We start from the raw sequence: 16,528 nt of genomic DNA on the forward strand, positions 1-16,528 counted from the left end.
TGATTGCGCGGCGCGGTCACAGCCGCCGATTGCCATCGGTCAATTGAGCATCGCGAATGAACTTGCTGAATCCCGCGGCCTTCCTGTTTGCCTTGTTAGCCGCGCCGATCATTCTGCTCTACTTGCTGCGGCTGCAGCGGCGCGAGCAGACCGTGAGCAGCACGCTGCTGTGGCGACAAGTGACGATGGATCGCGAGGCCAACACGTTGTGGCAGCGCCTGCGGCGCCACCTGCTGCTCATCCTCCAACTCAGCACACTGGCCTTTCTCGTCTTCGCGCTCATCCGGCCCTACATGAACGTGCCCAGCGAGGTGAGCGGGCGATCCATCGTGCTGCTTGATGCGTCGGCCTCGATGCGCGCGACCGACGTTGCGCCTTCGCGCTTCGAAGCGGCGCGCGCGCGCGTGCGCGACGCGATCAACAGCATGGGCGCCAATGACCAGATGACGCTCATCGTCGTGGATGGCGCGCCGCGCGCGCTCAGCGCGCTGACCAGTGACAAGTTGCAACTGCTCGATGCGCTCGACGCGGCCCGGCCTTCGCTGGACGCGGCGAACTGGAGCGCAGCCATCGCCTTGGCCGTCGCCACCGGCGCGGGCGATGAGGACACCACCACCCTGGTGTTCAGCGACGGCGCGCACGCCGACGACCTGGTCCGGCTGCCCGGCAAAGCGCGCTTCATCCCGATAGGGAACAGCGGCGACAACGTCGCCATTTCCACGCTGACCTTGCGCCGCACGCTGCGCGGCCTGTCGGCTTTCGTGCGGGTGACGAACAGCGGGCCGCAGGACGACCGCGTATTGGTATCGCTGCGCGCCGACGGCGCGCTGGTGGATGCGCGCGCGCTGGATGTGCCGGCCGGCGCATCGGCCGAATGGACGATCGGCAACATCAATCCGAACGTCGCCGCCGTGCAGGCTCGCATTGACGAGGCGCAGCGCAACTTCCTGGCTGTGGACGACGCCGCCTACGCGGTCAACGCGGAGAACACGATGCGCCATGCCCTGCTGCTGACGCGCGGTAACCGCTTCCTCGAACAAGCGCTGGCGTTCCTGCCCGGCCTGCGCGTGACGCGGGCCGCCGCGATGCCGCCCGACGCCCAAACGTACGACCTCTATGTGCTGGACAACGTGACAGCCACCCTGCCGGCGCGGGCCAATGCGCTGCTGATCGGCGCGCAATCGGTGTTCACCCCCAGCGGCATCTTCAGCAACACCGACTACGTACGCACCGAGCTGCATCCGATTGCCCGCAACGTGGACTGGCGCGGCGTGAGCGTTTTGGACGCGCGGCGGGTGAACGCGCCGAGCTGGTTGCAGCCCGTGATCGAGAGCCAGGGCGGCCCGCTGGTGCTTGCCGGCGAAAGCGACGAGGACGATTCGCAGCGCGTGGTGCTCATCACTTTCGACCTGCGCCGGAGCGATCTACCGCTGCAGATCGCGTTCCCGATCCTGATCGCCAACAGCGTGGAGTGGCTGGCGCCGGCGCAAGGGCTGAATGTGCCGCTCAACGTCAAGCCGGGCGAGGTGGTGCCGATGCCGGAAGGTACGCGGGTGACGCTGCCGTCTGGGGAGGAAGTCGTGACCGGCCGGCGCGGCTTCGCGCAGACGGATGGGCCGGGCGTCTACACCTTCGACGCGGGCCGGGCGCAGGGCGCCTTCGCTGTGAACTTCATCAATGTGAGCGAATCGCGCATCGCGCCCAATCCCAACCTGCAAGTCGGCAGCGTGAGCGCCAACGCCGAGCAGGTCGAAAGCCGCCCTACATCGCAGCGCGAGTTTTGGCATTGGATGGCCGGCATTGCGCTGGTCTTGCTGCTGGCAGAATGGTGGGTCTATCAACGCGGACTGCCGACCCGATGGCGCGCAACGCCTAGGCCATAAGTGCCTATCGGATGAGCGCAAGGTAACGCGATCGCCTTCGGCCGGCCTCATCTGTCCCCTGCGGTGACGCAGCAATCAGCGCCAGCTTCTTCGCGCGCGGCAAGCGTTTGATGGCGCGTTCGAACTGCATCGCCTCGCGCCACGTCGCCACTTTGCAGCGCCAGACCAACGCCACTGGCCGCCGCGCCCGCGTGTAACGCCCGCCGCGCCCGGCCTGATGCGCCCTCAGCCGCGCATCGGCGTCTTTGGCGATGCCGGTGTAGAGCGAGTTGTCGCCGCAGCGCAAAATATAGACTTCCGGCATCTCAGCGCGCCGTCCACCCCAAATCGAGCATGTGCGCCGCGCCGGTGATGATGCCGCCTTTATCCGAGGCGAGATACAGCGCAAACTCGGCGACCTCGTCCGGCTCGATCAACCGCTTGATCGCCGCCGGACCGAGCATCACCTGTTCGATCACCGCGCTTTCGGGGATGTTCAGCGTGCGCGCCTGATCGGCGATCTGTTGGTCCACGATGGGCGTGCGCACATAGGCCGGGCAGATCGCGTTGACGGTGACGCCGAACGGCGCGGCTTCCAGCGCCACCGTTTTGGTCAAGCCCATCAAGCCGTGTTTGGCGCTGATGTAGGCGCTCTTGAACGGGCTGGCGACCACGCCATGCAGGCTGCTGATGTTGATGATGCGCCCCCAGCGGTTGGCCTTCATGGCCGGCAGCAAATACTTGATCAACTGGAACGGCGCGGTCAACATCACCTGGATCATCTTGTTCCAGGTGGCTTCGGGGAACTCCTCCACCGGGTGAATTTGTTGGAAGCCGGCATTGTTGATGAGGATGTCCACGCGGCCGCCGGCAGCGCGCAACGCCGCCTGCGCGAGCGACTTGACCGCTTCCTGGTCCGACAGATCGGCCCGCAGGAAGGCCGCGCCGAGCGCATCGGCGACTTGCTGCGCCTCGGGCGTGATGTCATGCACCAGCACGCGCGCGCCCGCGCGGGCGAAGGCCTGCGCGCAGGCGCGGCCGATGCCGCTGCCGGCGCCGGTGATGAGAACAGTCTTATCTTCGAGCGACATCGTGTTTCGACCAGGACAAAGAAAGCGCCTGAGCGCGTCAACGTCACTCGGCGGCAGGGTTCGGCGCATCCGCGCGGTTCAGCGTGCGCGCGAACTCGACGAAGAACTGCAACGCTTGTGGGTTGGCCACCGAACCCAGGTTAACGGCCTTCTCCAGCGGCGCGCCCAGCAAAATCTTCTTGACCGGCACCTCCAACTTCTTGCCGTTCAGCGTGCGCGGCACTTCGGGGATGGCGATCACGTCGTCGGGCACTTGGCGCGGCGAAAGCTCGGTGCGAATGGTTTGCTTGATCCTCGCCACGAGCGCCGCGTCGAGCGCAACGCCCTCGCGCAACACGACGAATAACGGCATATAGGACGGCCGGCCTAACATCTCCAAGTCAATGACGAGCGCATCCAACACTTCGGGCACGCTTTCGACCGCGCGGTAGAGTTCACTGGTGCCGATGCGCACGCCCTGCCGGTTGATGGTGGCATCGCTGCGGCCATAGATGATCACGCCGCCGCGCGGGGTAATCCTCACCCAGTCGCCATGCCGCCATACGCCCGGAAACATCGCGAAGTAACTCTCGCGATAGCGGCACAGCTCTGGATCGTTCCAGAAGTAGATCGGCATCGAAGGCATCGGCGCGGTGACGACCAGCTCGCCCACTTCGTCCACGAGCGGCCGGCCTTGCTCGTCGAAGGCTTGCACATGCGCGCCCAAATAGCGACATTGCATCTCGCCCAGGTGCACGGGCAGCAGCGGACAACCGCCCACAAAGGCCGTGCACACGTCGGTGCCGCCGCTCATCGGGGCCAGCCACAGGTCAGGCTTGACGTGCGCATAGACCCAGCGGAAGCCGTCTTCGGACAGCGGCGAACCGGTTGAGCCGATGTGCCGCAGGGCGCCAAGGTCGTAGCGTTGGCGCGGCGAGATGCCGGCCTTCATGCATCCGGTGATGTACGCCGCGCTGGTGCCGAAGATGGTCATGCCCGTCTCTTCGGCGAAGCGCCACAAGGCCCCCATCTCATCGCGCGCCGGGCTGCCGTCGTAGAGCAGCACGGTGCTGCCGATCAGCAAGCCGCCGATCACAAAGTTCCACATCATCCAGCCGGTCGTGGTGAACCAAAAGAAGCGGTCGCTCGGCTTGAGGTCGAGGTGAAAGGAGAGCGCTTTGAGGTGCTCGATCAAAATGCCGCCGTGCGAGTGCACGATGGGCTTGGGCAGGCCGGTCGTGCCGCTGGAATACAACACCCACAACGGATGGTCAAAGGGGACCGGCGCGAAGCGCAGGTCGTCCTGCGCGTGTCGCATCGCGCCGAGGGCGTCCTCCCAGGCCACTTCCCTGACCGAATCGGTGAAAGGCCGGGCGTCGCCTTCCAAGTAGGGGATGCGAAACACGCATCGCAACGTCGGCAGCGAACGGATCAGCTCGGCGACAGCGCCGCGCCGGTCGTTGGGTTTGCCGTTGTACACGTAGCCGTCCACGGCGAACAGCGCCTTGGGTTCGATCTGCTTGAAGCGGTCTAAAGCTGCCGACGCGCCGATGTCCGGCGAACAACTCGACCAGATCGCGCCCAGGCTGGCGCAGGCCAGAAAGGCGATGACTGCCTCGGGCATATTGGGGATGTAGGCGACGACGCGGTCGCCGGCGCCGACGCCCTGCTCGCGCAGCGCCGCTGCCACCGCCGCCACTGCGCGGCGCAGTTCGTCCCACGAGAGTGCGCTGGTCTCAGGCCGCAGGCGCGTCGTCTCGGTGCGGAAGATCACCGCCGGCCGGTCGCCGGCGGCGTTGCGGAAGGCATGCTCGGCATAGTTCAGCTCGGCGCCGGGGAACCACTGCGCGCCGGGCATGTCGCGCCGGGCGAGGACTTGGCGGGCCGGCTGCGACGCGCGTACGCTAAAGTAATCCCACAGCGTGCCCCAGAACGACTCCAAATCGTTCACCGACCAACGCCACAAGCCGTCGTAGTCCGCAAAGGTCAGCGTGCGCTGCTGCGCCAGCCAGTCCATGTAATGCTGCAGGTTGCTGTCGCGCCGAAGCGCATCCGAGGGCTGCCAGAGCACGGTCATTGTGATGGGATTGTACGCGTGGCCCGAGACCACACCTCCTCACCATTGACGCGCCGTGACCAACGAAAGCAGAAACGGAAGGAGTGGCAGCATCGCGCCGTATTGGCAATGGCTTAGCCCTGCGCTGCCTCTACAGAAGACTATCCTTTGACCGCGCCGCCGAGGTTGCGCACAAGGTGTCGCTCTGAAAAGCGCAGCACGAATGATGGTAGCCGACGAAAGCGGCGCCCGACGGTCGTTAGAATTGCGCGCATCGGAAGATCTTCAACGCCTTGGAGGGCAACCATGTCTCTAGCAGCGCGATCCCGACCGTTCATTTCCTACGTCGAAGACTGGCTGAGTCGTCTGCCGACGGCAAAGCTGTCGAAGTTAATCGGCGATCCAGCGCGGGTCGCTGTGGCCTCGGTGGACATCATCAACGGCTTCTGCACCGTCGGCCCGCTGGCCAGCCCGCGCGTGCAGGGGATCGTCAAGCCCATTGTCAAGCTCTTCCGCGATTGCTACGACGCTGGCGTGCGCCATTTCATCCTGACGCAGGACGCGCACGAGCCGGACGCCGTGGAGTTCAAGCAGTATCCGCCGCACTGCGTGCGCGGCCACGTCGAAGCACAAACTGCGCCGGAGTTGCGCAAACTGCCTTTCGCCGGTGAATTCGTCGTATTCGAGAAGAACTCGATTTCTTCGGCGGAGAACACCGGCCTCGATCGCTGGCTGGACGCGCATCCCGACGTGACGACGTTCATCGTCGTCGGCGACTGCACCGACCTGTGCACGTATCAGCTCGCCATGCATCTGCGCCTGCGCGCCAACGCATATCAGCAGCGGGAGACGCGCGTGATCGTGCCGGAGAACTGCGTGCAGACTTACGACACGCCGGTGAAGACGGCGCAGAAGCTTGGCGTCCCGGCGCACGACGGCGATCTGCTGCATGCGATCTTCCTCTACAACATGTGGACGAACGGCGTGGAGGTGGTGAAGAAGATCACGCGATAAACTTCAAACCCGATTCGGCAGCGCGTTGATGGGCGTGAGCGGCGGCTTGCCGGTGAGCACGTTGACCAGGTTCTGCGCGGCCAGCATGGCCATCGCCGTGCGCGTGCGTAATGTGGCGCTGCCGATGTGCGGCGTGCCGACGAAGTTGGGCAGCTCGAAGAGCGGGTTGTCCTTGGGCGTCGGCTCTACCTCGAACACGTCCAGGCCGGCCGCCCACGGCCGGCCGCGCTTCAGCGCCTCCACCAAATCGGCTTCCTTCACCACGCCGCCGCGCGCGACGTTGACGAACACGGCGGTGTCTTTCATCAACGCAAACTCGCGCGCGCCGAACAGGCCGCGCGTCTCGTCGGTGAGCGGCGCCGTCATGACTACGAAGTCGCTCTCTCGCAACAGGTCGTCGAAGGCGCGGTACTCGGCGCCCAGCGCCACTTCCAAATGCGGCGCGCGCCGGCGGTTGTGATACAGCACGCGCATGTTGAACGCTTTCGCCCGCCGAGCTACGGCTGCGCCGATCCGTCCTGCGCCGACGATGCCGAGGGTCGCGCCATATACATCTTGGCCGAGCATGTAGAAGGGGTGCCACGCGCCCCATTGGCCGGCCTCTATCGTCTTGTGTCCCTCGACCACGCGACGCGCAGCAGCCATGAGCAGCGCCCACGCGATGTCGGCAGTGGTCTCGGTCAGCACGTCGGGCGTGTTCGTCGCCAGCACGCCGCGCCGGGTGAGCGCCGGCACGTCAATGTTGTCGTAGCCGACGGCCATGTTGGCGACGATCTTGACGCGCGGCGCTGCGTCGAGGAACTCCTCGTTGATCTGCTCGCTCGGCATCACCAGCACGCCATCCGACTGCGCTGCCTCGCGCAGGAAGACATCGCGTGGAGCGGCCATCCAGTCGTCCCAGATGCCGTAGTCGCAGGCGGCGGCGATGAGGTCAATCGCAGGCTGGGGAATGCGCCTGGAGATGAACGCACGGGGTTTGGACATAGCGGATGACTCAAAGCGAGATTCCCATTCGAGTGTAGCCGCGACGCGGGGGGTGTCAAGAATCACCCCGTCGTTCCGTCGTCGCCTGAAGCATCACGAGGATGCTCGGCTGGATGCCGGAGATCGCGCGCTGCCACACAGTCCGGAGGGACGTTTTGCGCTAAACTAGGCCATGCTGACGCAGCAGCCACGCAAGAAAAGTGGCGGCCTCTCATCAGTGAATTATCCTATGCCAGCTTCCCAGTCCCGCCCCGTGCTGCGCTTCGCTCTTGCCGGCCTCCTCGGCATGGCTGTGGTTCTCACCCCCATCGCCGTCTATGCTGAGACCAAATCGCTGGTGTGGACGCGGCTGGATACCGAGATAGCGGTGCAGCTCAACGGCGATCTGAAGATCACCGAGACCAACGTCATTGATTTCACCAGCGGCGTCTTCTCGTGGGGCTTTCGCGATATTGAGTTGGCGCGCCTCACCGAGGTGCGCGACATCGTCGTAACCGAGCGTGGCCAACCGCTGGAGACGGAAATCGTCTATACCGACGATAACAAACTGCGCATCAAATACTACTTTCTGACGCCGGCGCGTGGTGAGCAGCGCACGTTCGTGCTGAACTACACCGTCGTCGGCGCAACTCGCTACTACAACGAGGGCGATCAGGTGTTCTGGGCCGCGGTATATCCGAGTCGCGGCGGCTTCGCTGTGCAAAACGCGCGGGCGGTCGTCCGGCTACCTGCCGGCGCGACGGCGACCAACGCCGAGGTATACGGCGTGCGCGCCAACGTCAAAGGCCTTGGCGAAAGTGTGGTGGTGGCCGAGGCGCTGGAGCCGATCCCCAGCGGCGACCAGATGGAGGTGCGGGTGCAGTTTCCGCATGGCATCCTCACCGGCGAGCCGGCGCCATGGCAACAGGCCTACGATGCGCGTCGGCGTTTTGAGGAGGCCGAGAAGCCGCGCTACGACTTCTTCACCTTGCTTGCTTCGCTGCTGATTTTCCTGGGCGGGCCGGCGCTGGCCGCCGTCTTGTACTACACACGGGGGCGAGATCCCGACGTCGGCCTTGTGGCGCAGTATCTGACCGAGCCGCCCGATGCCCCCCCCGGTGTGCTCGGCGCATTGATTGATGAGACGGCCGACATACAGGATCTCGTCGCCACGCTTGTGGATCTGGCGCGGCGCGGCGTGCTGACGATGAAGGAGAAACCGGTAGAGGCGCTGGGCGGCGCGCTCACCATCACAGACTGGATATTCGAGCCAGGGGAGAACTTCGGCAAGCTGGAGCTGAGGCCGTTTGAGCAGAAGCTGGTGGACGCGCTCCAACTCAGCCAGGGCGAGCGCGCGCTATCCAGCTTGCGCAACCGGTTCTACGCCAAGCTGCCCGCGCTGCAACACGCGCTGTATGAAGAGATGGTGCGTGAGGGCTATTACAACCATGCGCCGAACGCCACGCGCGCCGCGTATCAGTCGCTGGCAATGGCGCTTGCGCTGATCGCGGCGTTGGCTTTTTGCGCCGCAATTGCTTTGCTGGGCGAGTTGACGGATTATGCGATCTGCCTGCCGATGGCGTTCGGCGTCACCGCGCTGGCCTTCTTCCTCATCGCCAAGAACATGCCGGTGCGCACACGCAAAGGCGCGGATATGCGCATGCGCGCCGAGGCCTTCAAGCGCTATTTGCAGAACATCGAGAAATACACCGATGTTCGGGAGTCCAAGGACTTGTTCGAGAAGTATCTGCCCTACGCCATCGCCTTCGGCCTAGAGCACAGTTGGACGAAGAAGTTCGCCGCGGTGGATGCGCCGATGCCGCCCTGGTATGTGCCGATGGGGCCGCGGCCATACTACGATCCTGCCTATGGCGGCCGACGCGGGCCGGTGGCCGGCGCGCCGGCCACCGGCGAAGCGCTCGGTCGATTGGAGCCGCGCGGCGACATCAGCGGCCGGGCGCGCGCCGGCGGCAGCCTCGAAGGCTTGGAGCAAGCGATGGGGCGTGGCATCACCTCGATCGAGGGTGGGTTGGCCTCGATGTTCGAATCCATGTCCGCCACGTTCGGCAGTCGGCCGGTTTCCAGCCCAAGCACGGGCAGATGGAGCAGCGGTCGCTCCGGCGGCGGCTGGAGCGGTGGCGGCGGCTTCGGTGGCGGGAGCTCAGGCAGAGGGGGCGGTGGCTTTGGCTAGGCCGCGCAAGGTGTGCAGAGAAAGAATCGGTCGCGCCTATCCTTCGGGTTGTCGATCAAGGAGGCAAGGAGGCAAATAGGCATCATGAATCAAGGCAAAATGCTCGGCTACATCCTGCTCGGCATCGGCGCGGGCATTTTTCTCCTTGGCGCGTTGTGGGCGCTGGGCGGCTCGATCGAGACGCAGGGCGCGCGCATCCTGGCGATCGCCTTTGCGTTCATCATCGCCGCGCCGCTGGTTGGGCTGGGCATGTACACATTGAGCAAAGGCCGGCTCGAAGCGGTTGAGATGGCGCAGATCAGGCAGCAGCAGAAGCTGCTCGGCCTGGTGCAAACGCAAGGCAAAGTGGACATTTCGATGGCAGCGATCGAGTTGGGCCTCAACCGCGATCAGATGAAGCAGCTCATCTACGACTTGATCGGCAAGCAATTGTTCAGCGGCTATGTGGACTGGGACGACGGCGTGTTGTATTCGTCCGATGCGTCGAAGCTGAAGAGCGGCACCTGCCCGAAGTGCGGCGGTCAGTTGACCCTCGCCGGCAAGGGGCTGGTGAAGTGTCCCTACTGCGGCAGCGAGATCTTCACGACGTCGTGAGGTGGTAAGTAGTAAGTAGTAAGTGGTAAGTGGTGAGTGATAAGTAGGAATCTGCAAGCGAGCGCAAGACACTGGAAATTGCTGCTTGCTATTTACTAAGTTTCTGCTTGCCGCTCACCGGCCTTAGGAGGCAGCATGAGTGCAAATTACGAGAACATCCGCAGGGAAAGGGGGACGCTGGAGAGCGTCATCGGCAAGCTTCCCGGCTACACGGGCTACAAGGAGAAGGAGATGCGTCGTGAGGCCGATCGGCTCTTGCGCGAATCGCTGGTGCGTGACTTCACCATGCAACTGGACCGCATCACACCGGTTCAGACTGCTGTGCTGAATCACATCGGCGTCGAGTGGATGGACGCCATCGGCGCGTTGAAGACCGCGCTGCAAACGCTGATTGACCGTATCCGCCATGCACCGCAGGGCTACGCCGGCTTCTTCGACGCCGTGCGCGTGAAAGAGGACGACCTCGATCGGCTTGAGGAATTCGACCGTCAGCTCCTCGACGAACTGGACAAAATTCGGGTGGCGATTGACGATTTGGAACGTGCGACGGATGATGCGACATCACTCCAGACGGCGCTGACGCGCGCCAACAGGGCGGTGAAGGCAGCCGCCGATTTGTTCGCGCAGCGCAGCAAGGTGATCACGGGGATTTAAGGATTCCAACATCCCACTTCCGACTTCCACTTCACGGAACACAAATCGTGATTGGGGAGTCAGGAGCGGTGAGTGGGGACAAAAGGAGAGAAAATGGCTCGAATCATTGATGTAATTGAATGGCCGGATCAGGGGCCCAACGACATCGTCAAGCGCGTGCCGGAGCAGGGCAGCGGCGACATTCGCCTGGGCTCGCAGGTGATTGTGCGCGGGGCGCAGGTCGCAGTCTTCTACCGCGATGGCAAAGCGCTGGACATGTTCACCGAAGGGCGTCACACGCTGACGACGATGAACTTGCCGTTGTTGTCCGGCCTGATCGGCCTGGCGACGAATTCGCGCACGCCCTTCCCGGCCGAGGTGTACTTCGTCACCACGAAGGAATTCGTGGACATGAAGTGGGGCACCCCCGGGGAGATTACGACGCCGGATGCGGTGCTCGGCATGGTGCAGTTGCGCGCTTTTGGCACCTATTCCATGCAGATCCAAGATCCGCAGCGCTTCGTCAATCAGATCGTCGGCGTGCAGGGCATCTACACCACCTCGCAAATCCAGGATTATCTGCGCAGCATCCTGGTCAGCGAGATCGCCAGCGTGATGGGCGCGACGATGAAGACCAAGTCGCTGCTGGACTTAGCGGCGCTCCAGGCCGACCTTGGGGCAGCCATCCAGGCCAAGGCCGCGGACGACTTCGCAGCCATCGGCATTGCGCTGAAGAAGGTGTATGTCGTCAGCATTCAGCCTGGCGAGGAGACGGCGAAGGCCATTGCCACCCGCAGCGCGATGGGCGCAGTCGGCGCGACCTATACGCAGTATCAAGCCGGCCAGGCGATGCGCGAAGCGGCGCAGAACCCCGGCGGCGGCGCGGGGGTTGGCGTCGGCCTGGGCGCCGGCATTGGCATCGGCCAGGCCATGGCCGATGCCATCCGGCAGGGGATGCAACAGCCGCCGCAGCCCCCTGCACAGCCAGCAGGGCAGCAGCCCCCTGCCGGCGGCGCGGCGGCTGCCCCAGCCACGAAGGCGCAAATCGAGCAGGCATTGATTCACCTCGACTTGCGCCTGGCGAACGGCGAGATCAGCGAAGCGACCTACCACAAACTGCGCGAGAATCTAGAGCAAGCCCTGCAGAAAGCGATGCGCTAGTGGGCAATCCGCATCCAGGCGCCCCGCCGGAAGCCTGGAATGTCGTCGAGGAGTTTTGATCAGGTGTGGAATGATCATGAACATCACGATTGAGCCATTGGGGCCGAACGCGCGGCCGCCGCTTGTCGAGAAGCCGGTTTTCGGCAAGACGTTTACCAATCGCATGTTCAGCCAGTGGTGGACCGAGGAGAAAGGCTGGCACGATGCCAAGATCGGCCCCTATCAGCCGCTGTCGCTCGATCCGGCCACGGCCGTGCTGCACTACGCCCAGGAGATCTTCGAAGGCACAAAAGCCTATCGCCGTCCTGATGGGCATATCAACCTGTTCCGTCCTTGGGAGAACGTCGCGCGCTTCAACCGCTCCGCCGATCGCATGGCGATGCCGCAAGTGGATCCCGAGGCGCATCTAGAAGCGATCGTCGCGCTGGTGCGGCTGGAGCACGCGTGGGTGCCCAGCGGCGAGGGCGAGTCGCTCTACATCCGCCCGGTGATGATAGCCACGGACGTGGGCTTGGGCGTATATGCCAGCAAAAGCTATCTGCATTACATCATCGTCGGCCCTGCCGGAGCCTACTTCTCCACAGGCTTCAAGCCGGTTTCTGTGTTCGTGTCGGATCAGTATGTGCGCGCCGTGCGCGGCGGCACCGGCGCAGCCAAGACCGGCGGCAACTATGCCGCCAGCCTGCGCGAGAGCGAACGGGTGAAGCGCCTGGGCTATCAGCAGGTGCTTTGGCTGGATGCGATCGAGCGCAAATATATCGAGGAAGTGGGCGCGATGAACATCGCGTTCGTCTATGGCGGCAAACACATCGTCACGCCTGAGCTGTCGGGCAGCATCTTGGAAGGGGTGACGCGCGATTCGGTGCTCAAGCTGGCGCCCGATCTGGGCTACACGGCGTCGGAAGCGCGCCTGGCGTTGAGTGATGTGCTGCGCGACATCGAATCCGGCGAGATCACCGAGGTGTTCGGCATGGGCACGGCCGCGGTGATTGCGCCGGTGGACAAGATGGGCTACTGCGGCAAGGACTACCGGGTGCGCCATGCGCCGGGCCCGGTCGCCGATCATCTCTTCAAGAGCCTGACCGACATCCAGTACGGTCGCGTCACCGATCCCTATCGCTGGACGCACAAGATCGAAGTGGATGGTCGGTGAGGGCCGGCCAGGCCTGCCGCTCGCGCTATGCCGCGCTTGCTCATCGGCCTCACCGGCAACATTGCAACGGGCAAAAGCACCGTCGCTCGTATGCTGCGCGAACTCGGCGCGGTCGTCATTGACGCCGATCAGGTTGCGCGCGAGGTCGTGCGCCCGGGTCAGCCGACGTTGGATCAGATCGTGCGCACCTTTGGGTCGGACGTGCTCCTGCCCAACGGGGCGCTTGACCGTTCCAAGATGGCGCGTCTCGTGTTCGGCGATGCGGATCGGCTCAAACAGCTCGAGGCGATCATCCACCCAGCCGTGCGTGAAGCGATGTGGCGCGCCATCCGCGCGCAGCCGGACGATGCGGTGGTGGTTATTGAAGTCATCAAACTCTTCGAGAGTGGCTGGGCGCGCGAGTGCGACCAGGTGTGGGTAACGCATTGTCCGCCGGAGATGCAAGTGGCGCGGCTGGTGAGCGACCGCGGCCTTTCCCTCACGGAGGCGCGCATGCGCGTCGAGGCGCAAAATCCACAAGCCGATAAGCTCGCACGAGCCGATGTGGTGATTGACACATCGGGCAGCTTGGAAGACACTCGTCAGCAAGTAGAGACCGCTTGGATGGCCGCGCGATGCTAGAATCGTCGGCGTATGGACTCGCTCGGCCGGTCGAGCGTAACGGCGGCATCTGCTGAGGGTGAGGGGACGCCGTTGGCCGGATCTTTCGCAGGAAGCCTCACCGTTCTGGAATGGGGCATCCGCGCGGTCTTGTTTGTGTTGCTCATTGGCGTCTTGATTCGGCAGCTTAACGTGCTGTCGCTTGAACAGGCGCTGTATCCGTTGCTGCTCTACGGTTTGCCGGCAGCAGCCTATTTGTTAGCAAGCGTGCCGACTGTGGCTGCAGCCATCCGCCGTCAAGCCGAAAGCCAGCCGTTGGGCATGGCACTATTGGCATTGGCCCCGTTGGCGCCCGTGATGTTATACGCGCACGTGGCGCTCAACGTTGAGCTGACGGGATTGTTGCTGATCGGCGCGCTCATCTTTCTGCCAGTCGCATGCGCCATCCTGAATGTGCCGCGGTTACGTCGCGCCGATATATCGCTCGGTCTGGTTACTGTGGCATTTCCCTTGCTGCTGCCGTATGCGCCAGACTCGGGCATCGGCGCTTCGCCTGAGCCTCTCACGACGTTCGATATCGCCACACGCATCGGCGCCTTCTTGTTGCCGCTCGCATTGCTACTATTCACCACGCGTCAGCAGAAGCAGCAGCTCAACTTCCTCTTCGTGTGTGCTGTGCTGTCATTGTGGTATGCCTGGCAATTCGGAGCGTTCCCCGCTTTCCCCATCGTCCACGACGTGGAGGTGACTTACTTCCAGCTTGCGGTCATTCCGCTCTTTTTATATGTGCTTGCGGTAGCCGGTCGCTTCGACCGGCTGGGGATGCTGTTTAAGCCCTCGCCACGCAGCGTGAGCGTAGCGGCCGCAAACCTCGCCCTGTTGGCGGCGCTCGGTGTGCCGACTGGGTTGGTGACGGGCGCGCTCGTGCCCGCGTTTCAAGGCCCTCCGCCGCTTGAAGCGGCGACACAGGCGCTGAACATCTTCTTGCTGGTGGCGTTGCCGCAGGAGATCCTCTTTCGCGGCACGCTGCTGCCCTATCTTCAAGATGCGTTGCGCCTGGATGCTGGCGTGGCTGCTGTCATCAGCAGCGTCCTTTTTGGCGCGGCACACGCACACAACTCAGCCGGCATCAGTTGGACGTTCATCCTGGCAACGTTAGCAGGCATCTTGTGCGCACGCGCCTTCCTAGCCACGCGGAACATTGTGGCTGCCGGCGTCGTCCATGCTTGTGCGCGCTGGGTGAGATGGTTATTGTTCAGCGGCTGAGCGTTCGAGCGCTTCGATCCGGACCGGCTTGAGAGGTCTCGCGGAAGTGCATCTCTTCCGGCCCATTACGAGCGCTCGGGGTGAGGTAAGCATAGAGGGCAACGGGAAAGCATGCCGAGTCATGAAGCTGCGGAATATCGGTCGCTACCAGATCAAAGCTGAGCTGAACTGCGGCGGTATGTCGGTCGTCTATCTCGCCTATGACCCGAGCATCGGTCGGGATGTCGCCGTCAAAGTGCTGCCGCGCAGCCTGGCCGACCAGGTTGTGGCGCGCGCGCGCTTCGTGCGCGAAGTGCGCGCCGTCGCGCAGCTCGACCATCCGGCCATTGTGCCGATCTACGATTTCGGCGAGGAAGACGACCAACCTTACATCGTGATGCGCTATATGCCCGGCGGCTCGCTGGCCGATATGCTGACCTACGGCCGGCTGAACTTGGCCGATGCCAAACGCATCCTGGAGCGCGTTGCGCATGCGCTTGACGCTGCGCATGCACAGCACATCATCCATCGCGATCTGAAGCCGGGCAATATCCTGTTCGACAACTACGGCGAAGCCTTTCTCAGCGATTTCGGCATCGTCAAGAAAGTGCACGAAGGCAGCGCGGAGGCACCGACGCTGACCGGCAGCGTGGTGTTGGGCACGCCGGCCTACATGAGCCCAGAGCAAGCCCTGGGCAGGCTGCTCGATGAGCGCAGCGATGTGTACTCGCTAGGCGCGGTGCTGTATGAGATGTTGACCGGTGCGCCGCCTTATAAGGGGCCAACGGGCATCAGCGTAGCGATGAAGCACGTGACGGAGCCGGTGCCGAATCTGCGCCAACATCGCCCTGATCTGCCAGACGCATGTATTGCCGTTGTGGAGAAGGCGATGGCGAAGGAGCCGGGCGCCCGCTTTGCCACTGCCGGTGAGATGGCGGCCGCCTTCGCCGAGGCGGTGACAGGGGCGCTGTCTGCGGAGCGGACGATGCCCCCATTGATCGTGCGCAAGAAGCCCCACACGACCTCGCGCGCTGCAGTGCTCCAGTTGAGCGATTCAGCCCTTGAGCCGGCCGTAACGACAGAGTGGATGCCGCGCGTGGCGCCTGAGCCGGAAGGCGGCTTCCAGCGCGTCCTTATTGCCGGCGCAGCAGCCGTAGCTACGCTCTTGCTTGTCGGGTTGGGGGTGTTGTTGTTGGCTCTATTTCAGCGCAGCGGCGGCGCGGCCCGCTCGCCCGGGGGCGTGATGCCCAGCCCAACCGCTTCTGCAACCATGTCGCTCCTGCCGACGCGGGTCGCGCCGGCGCCGGTTGTGCCGACGCCCACCCAAAGCCCTGCGTCCACCATGGAACCGGCTCCAAAGCTGACCGATACATCCGCGCCCAAACTCGTGCGCCTGCGTGTCATTCAGTTCGCCAATGTGCGCGCCGGCCCGAGCACTCAGTTTCCCATCCTGGCTCAGTTGCCGGCGGACACGGAAATCATCCCAAGCGCTGTCTCTGTTCAACGCGATGGGGATTGGTATCTGATGCGGCTAGCGGATGACCGCGTCGGTTACATCTTTGCCGGAGTCGTGCAAGTCCTCAACCCGGATGGGCTGTCGGCCTTGCCGACGGTGATCGTAATCGTGCCGCCCACGGCTACCCCCGAACCAACGCCGACCCCAGCGCCCACTGAGACGCCGACGCCTACATCCACACACACCCGAACGCCGACGCCGACCGCCACGGCAACGCCAACCCCTACCCGAACGCCGACGCCGACCGCCACGGCAACGCCAACCCCTACCCGAACGCCGACGCCGACCGCCACGGCAACGCCAACCCCTACCCGAACGCCGACGCCGACTGCCACGGCAACGCCAACCCCTACCAGCACGCCGACGCCTACTGAGACGCCGACACCCACGCCGACCCCGACGCCGACAGACACAGCGACGCCAACCCCGACGCCTACCGAGACGCCAACCCCTTAGATGATGGCTACGGC

Annotated in this window: 14 protein-coding genes; 10 read left to right on the forward strand and 4 right to left on the reverse strand. The window is 64.1% G+C overall.

Annotated elements, in window-relative coordinates; translation table 11 throughout:
- Positions 1-56 precede the first annotated feature (56 nt).
- Positions 57-1,883, forward strand: coding sequence for a vWA domain-containing protein (locus GXH28_RS07475; RefSeq protein ID WP_169238399.1), 1,827 nt, complete (start codon positions 57-59; stop codon positions 1,881-1,883).
- 4 nt (positions 1,884-1,887) lie between these two features.
- Here GXH28_RS07475 and GXH28_RS07480 read toward each other — a convergent pair whose 3' ends face one another.
- From GXH28_RS07480 to GXH28_RS07490, 3 genes are read right to left on the reverse strand one after another with little or no spacing between them, the layout of a single operon-like run.
- Entirely contained in the window at positions 1,888-2,187 is a 300-nt protein-coding gene (locus GXH28_RS07480) for a GIY-YIG nuclease family protein (protein ID WP_169238400.1), read from the reverse strand.
- 1 nt (position 2,188) lies between these two features.
- Entirely contained in the window at positions 2,189-2,953 is a 765-nt protein-coding gene (locus GXH28_RS07485; RefSeq protein ID WP_169238401.1) for a 3-hydroxybutyrate dehydrogenase, read from the reverse strand.
- Between the two features lie 43 nt (positions 2,954-2,996).
- Positions 2,997-5,009, reverse strand: coding sequence for an acetoacetate--CoA ligase (locus GXH28_RS07490; RefSeq protein ID WP_169238402.1), 2,013 nt, complete (start codon positions 5,007-5,009; stop codon positions 2,997-2,999).
- A gap of 285 nt (positions 5,010-5,294) precedes the next feature.
- Here GXH28_RS07490 and GXH28_RS07495 point away from each other — a divergent pair, with 285 nt between their 5' ends.
- Positions 5,295-6,002 (forward strand): cysteine hydrolase family protein, encoded by a 708-nt coding sequence (locus GXH28_RS07495; protein WP_169238403.1) that lies wholly within the window; start codon positions 5,295-5,297, stop codon positions 6,000-6,002.
- 3 nt (positions 6,003-6,005) lie between these two features.
- On the opposite strand, the gene GXH28_RS07500 is transcribed toward GXH28_RS07495, so the two are convergent.
- Positions 6,006-6,986, reverse strand: coding sequence for a 2-hydroxyacid dehydrogenase (locus GXH28_RS07500; protein ID WP_169238404.1), 981 nt, complete (start codon positions 6,984-6,986; stop codon positions 6,006-6,008).
- 229 nt (positions 6,987-7,215) lie between these two features.
- Here GXH28_RS07500 and GXH28_RS07505 point away from each other — a divergent pair, with 229 nt between their 5' ends.
- From GXH28_RS07505 to GXH28_RS07540, 8 genes are all read left to right on the forward strand, one after another.
- Positions 7,216-9,156 carry a DUF2207 domain-containing protein gene (locus GXH28_RS07505; protein WP_169238405.1) on the forward strand — a complete coding sequence of 647 codons (1,941 nt, stop codon included), beginning with the start codon at positions 7,216-7,218 and terminating at the stop codon, positions 9,154-9,156.
- A gap of 84 nt (positions 9,157-9,240) precedes the next feature.
- Positions 9,241-9,750, forward strand: coding sequence for a hypothetical protein (locus GXH28_RS07510; RefSeq protein WP_169238406.1), 510 nt, complete (start codon positions 9,241-9,243; stop codon positions 9,748-9,750).
- 135 nt (positions 9,751-9,885) lie between these two features.
- The gene (locus GXH28_RS07515) at positions 9,886-10,404 is read left to right on the forward strand and encodes a hypothetical protein (protein WP_169238407.1); all 519 of its coding nucleotides are present in this window, start codon (positions 9,886-9,888) and stop codon (positions 10,402-10,404) included.
- A 93-nt stretch (positions 10,405-10,497) separates the two neighbouring features.
- Entirely contained in the window at positions 10,498-11,544 is a 1,047-nt protein-coding gene (locus GXH28_RS07520) for an SPFH domain-containing protein (RefSeq protein WP_169238408.1), read from the forward strand.
- Positions 11,545-11,620: 76 nt separating this feature from the next.
- Positions 11,621-12,697 (forward strand): branched-chain amino acid aminotransferase, encoded by a 1,077-nt coding sequence (locus GXH28_RS07525; RefSeq protein ID WP_169238409.1) that lies wholly within the window; start codon positions 11,621-11,623, stop codon positions 12,695-12,697.
- A gap of 27 nt (positions 12,698-12,724) precedes the next feature.
- Complete coding sequence (gene coaE / locus GXH28_RS07530; RefSeq protein ID WP_169238410.1) at positions 12,725-13,318, forward strand: dephospho-CoA kinase; 594 nt, start codon at positions 12,725-12,727, stop codon at positions 13,316-13,318.
- A 12-nt stretch (positions 13,319-13,330) separates the two neighbouring features.
- Positions 13,331-14,563, forward strand: a complete 1,233-nt coding sequence (locus tag GXH28_RS07535; RefSeq protein ID WP_169238411.1) for a CPBP family intramembrane glutamic endopeptidase — start codon at positions 13,331-13,333, stop codon at positions 14,561-14,563.
- Between the two features lie 121 nt (positions 14,564-14,684).
- Positions 14,685-16,514, forward strand: a complete 1,830-nt coding sequence (locus tag GXH28_RS07540) for a serine/threonine protein kinase (RefSeq protein WP_169238412.1) — start codon at positions 14,685-14,687, stop codon at positions 16,512-16,514.
- The last annotated feature ends 14 nt before the right edge of the window (positions 16,515-16,528 follow it).

The sequence above is a fragment of the Candidatus Roseilinea sp. NK_OTU-006 genome, from assembly GCF_012931985.1.
GTDB lineage: Bacteria > Chloroflexota > Anaerolineae > J036 > Brachytrichaceae > JAAFGM01.

What these genes read in the sequence shown, in the direction of transcription:
- GXH28_RS07535 (WP_169238411.1), top strand. Translation starts at nt 13,331, where the DNA reads ATGGACTCGCTCGGCCGGTCGAGCGTAACGGCGGCATCTGCTGAGGGT.
- GXH28_RS07475 (WP_169238399.1), top strand. Translation starts at nt 57, where the DNA reads ATGAACTTGCTGAATCCCGCGGCCTTCCTGTTTGCCTTGTTAGCCGCG.
- GXH28_RS07505 (WP_169238405.1), top strand. Translation starts at nt 7,216, where the DNA reads ATGCCAGCTTCCCAGTCCCGCCCCGTGCTGCGCTTCGCTCTTGCCGGC.
- GXH28_RS07525 (WP_169238409.1), top strand. Translation starts at nt 11,621, where the DNA reads ATGAACATCACGATTGAGCCATTGGGGCCGAACGCGCGGCCGCCGCTT.
- GXH28_RS07540 (WP_169238412.1), top strand. Translation starts at nt 14,685, where the DNA reads ATGAAGCTGCGGAATATCGGTCGCTACCAGATCAAAGCTGAGCTGAAC.
- coaE (WP_169238410.1), top strand. Translation starts at nt 12,725, where the DNA reads ATGCCGCGCTTGCTCATCGGCCTCACCGGCAACATTGCAACGGGCAAA.
- GXH28_RS07500 (WP_169238404.1), bottom strand. Translation starts at nt 6,986, where the DNA reads ATGTCCAAACCCCGTGCGTTCATCTCCAGGCGCATTCCCCAGCCTGCG.
- GXH28_RS07520 (WP_169238408.1), top strand. Translation starts at nt 10,498, where the DNA reads ATGGCTCGAATCATTGATGTAATTGAATGGCCGGATCAGGGGCCCAAC.
- GXH28_RS07515 (WP_169238407.1), top strand. Translation starts at nt 9,886, where the DNA reads ATGAGTGCAAATTACGAGAACATCCGCAGGGAAAGGGGGACGCTGGAG.
- GXH28_RS07480 (WP_169238400.1), bottom strand. Translation starts at nt 2,187, where the DNA reads ATGCCGGAAGTCTATATTTTGCGCTGCGGCGACAACTCGCTCTACACC.
- GXH28_RS07510 (WP_169238406.1), top strand. Translation starts at nt 9,241, where the DNA reads ATGAATCAAGGCAAAATGCTCGGCTACATCCTGCTCGGCATCGGCGCG.
- GXH28_RS07495 (WP_169238403.1), top strand. Translation starts at nt 5,295, where the DNA reads ATGTCTCTAGCAGCGCGATCCCGACCGTTCATTTCCTACGTCGAAGAC.
- GXH28_RS07485 (WP_169238401.1), bottom strand. Translation starts at nt 2,953, where the DNA reads ATGTCGCTCGAAGATAAGACTGTTCTCATCACCGGCGCCGGCAGCGGC.
- GXH28_RS07490 (WP_169238402.1), bottom strand. Translation starts at nt 5,009, where the DNA reads ATGACCGTGCTCTGGCAGCCCTCGGATGCGCTTCGGCGCGACAGCAAC.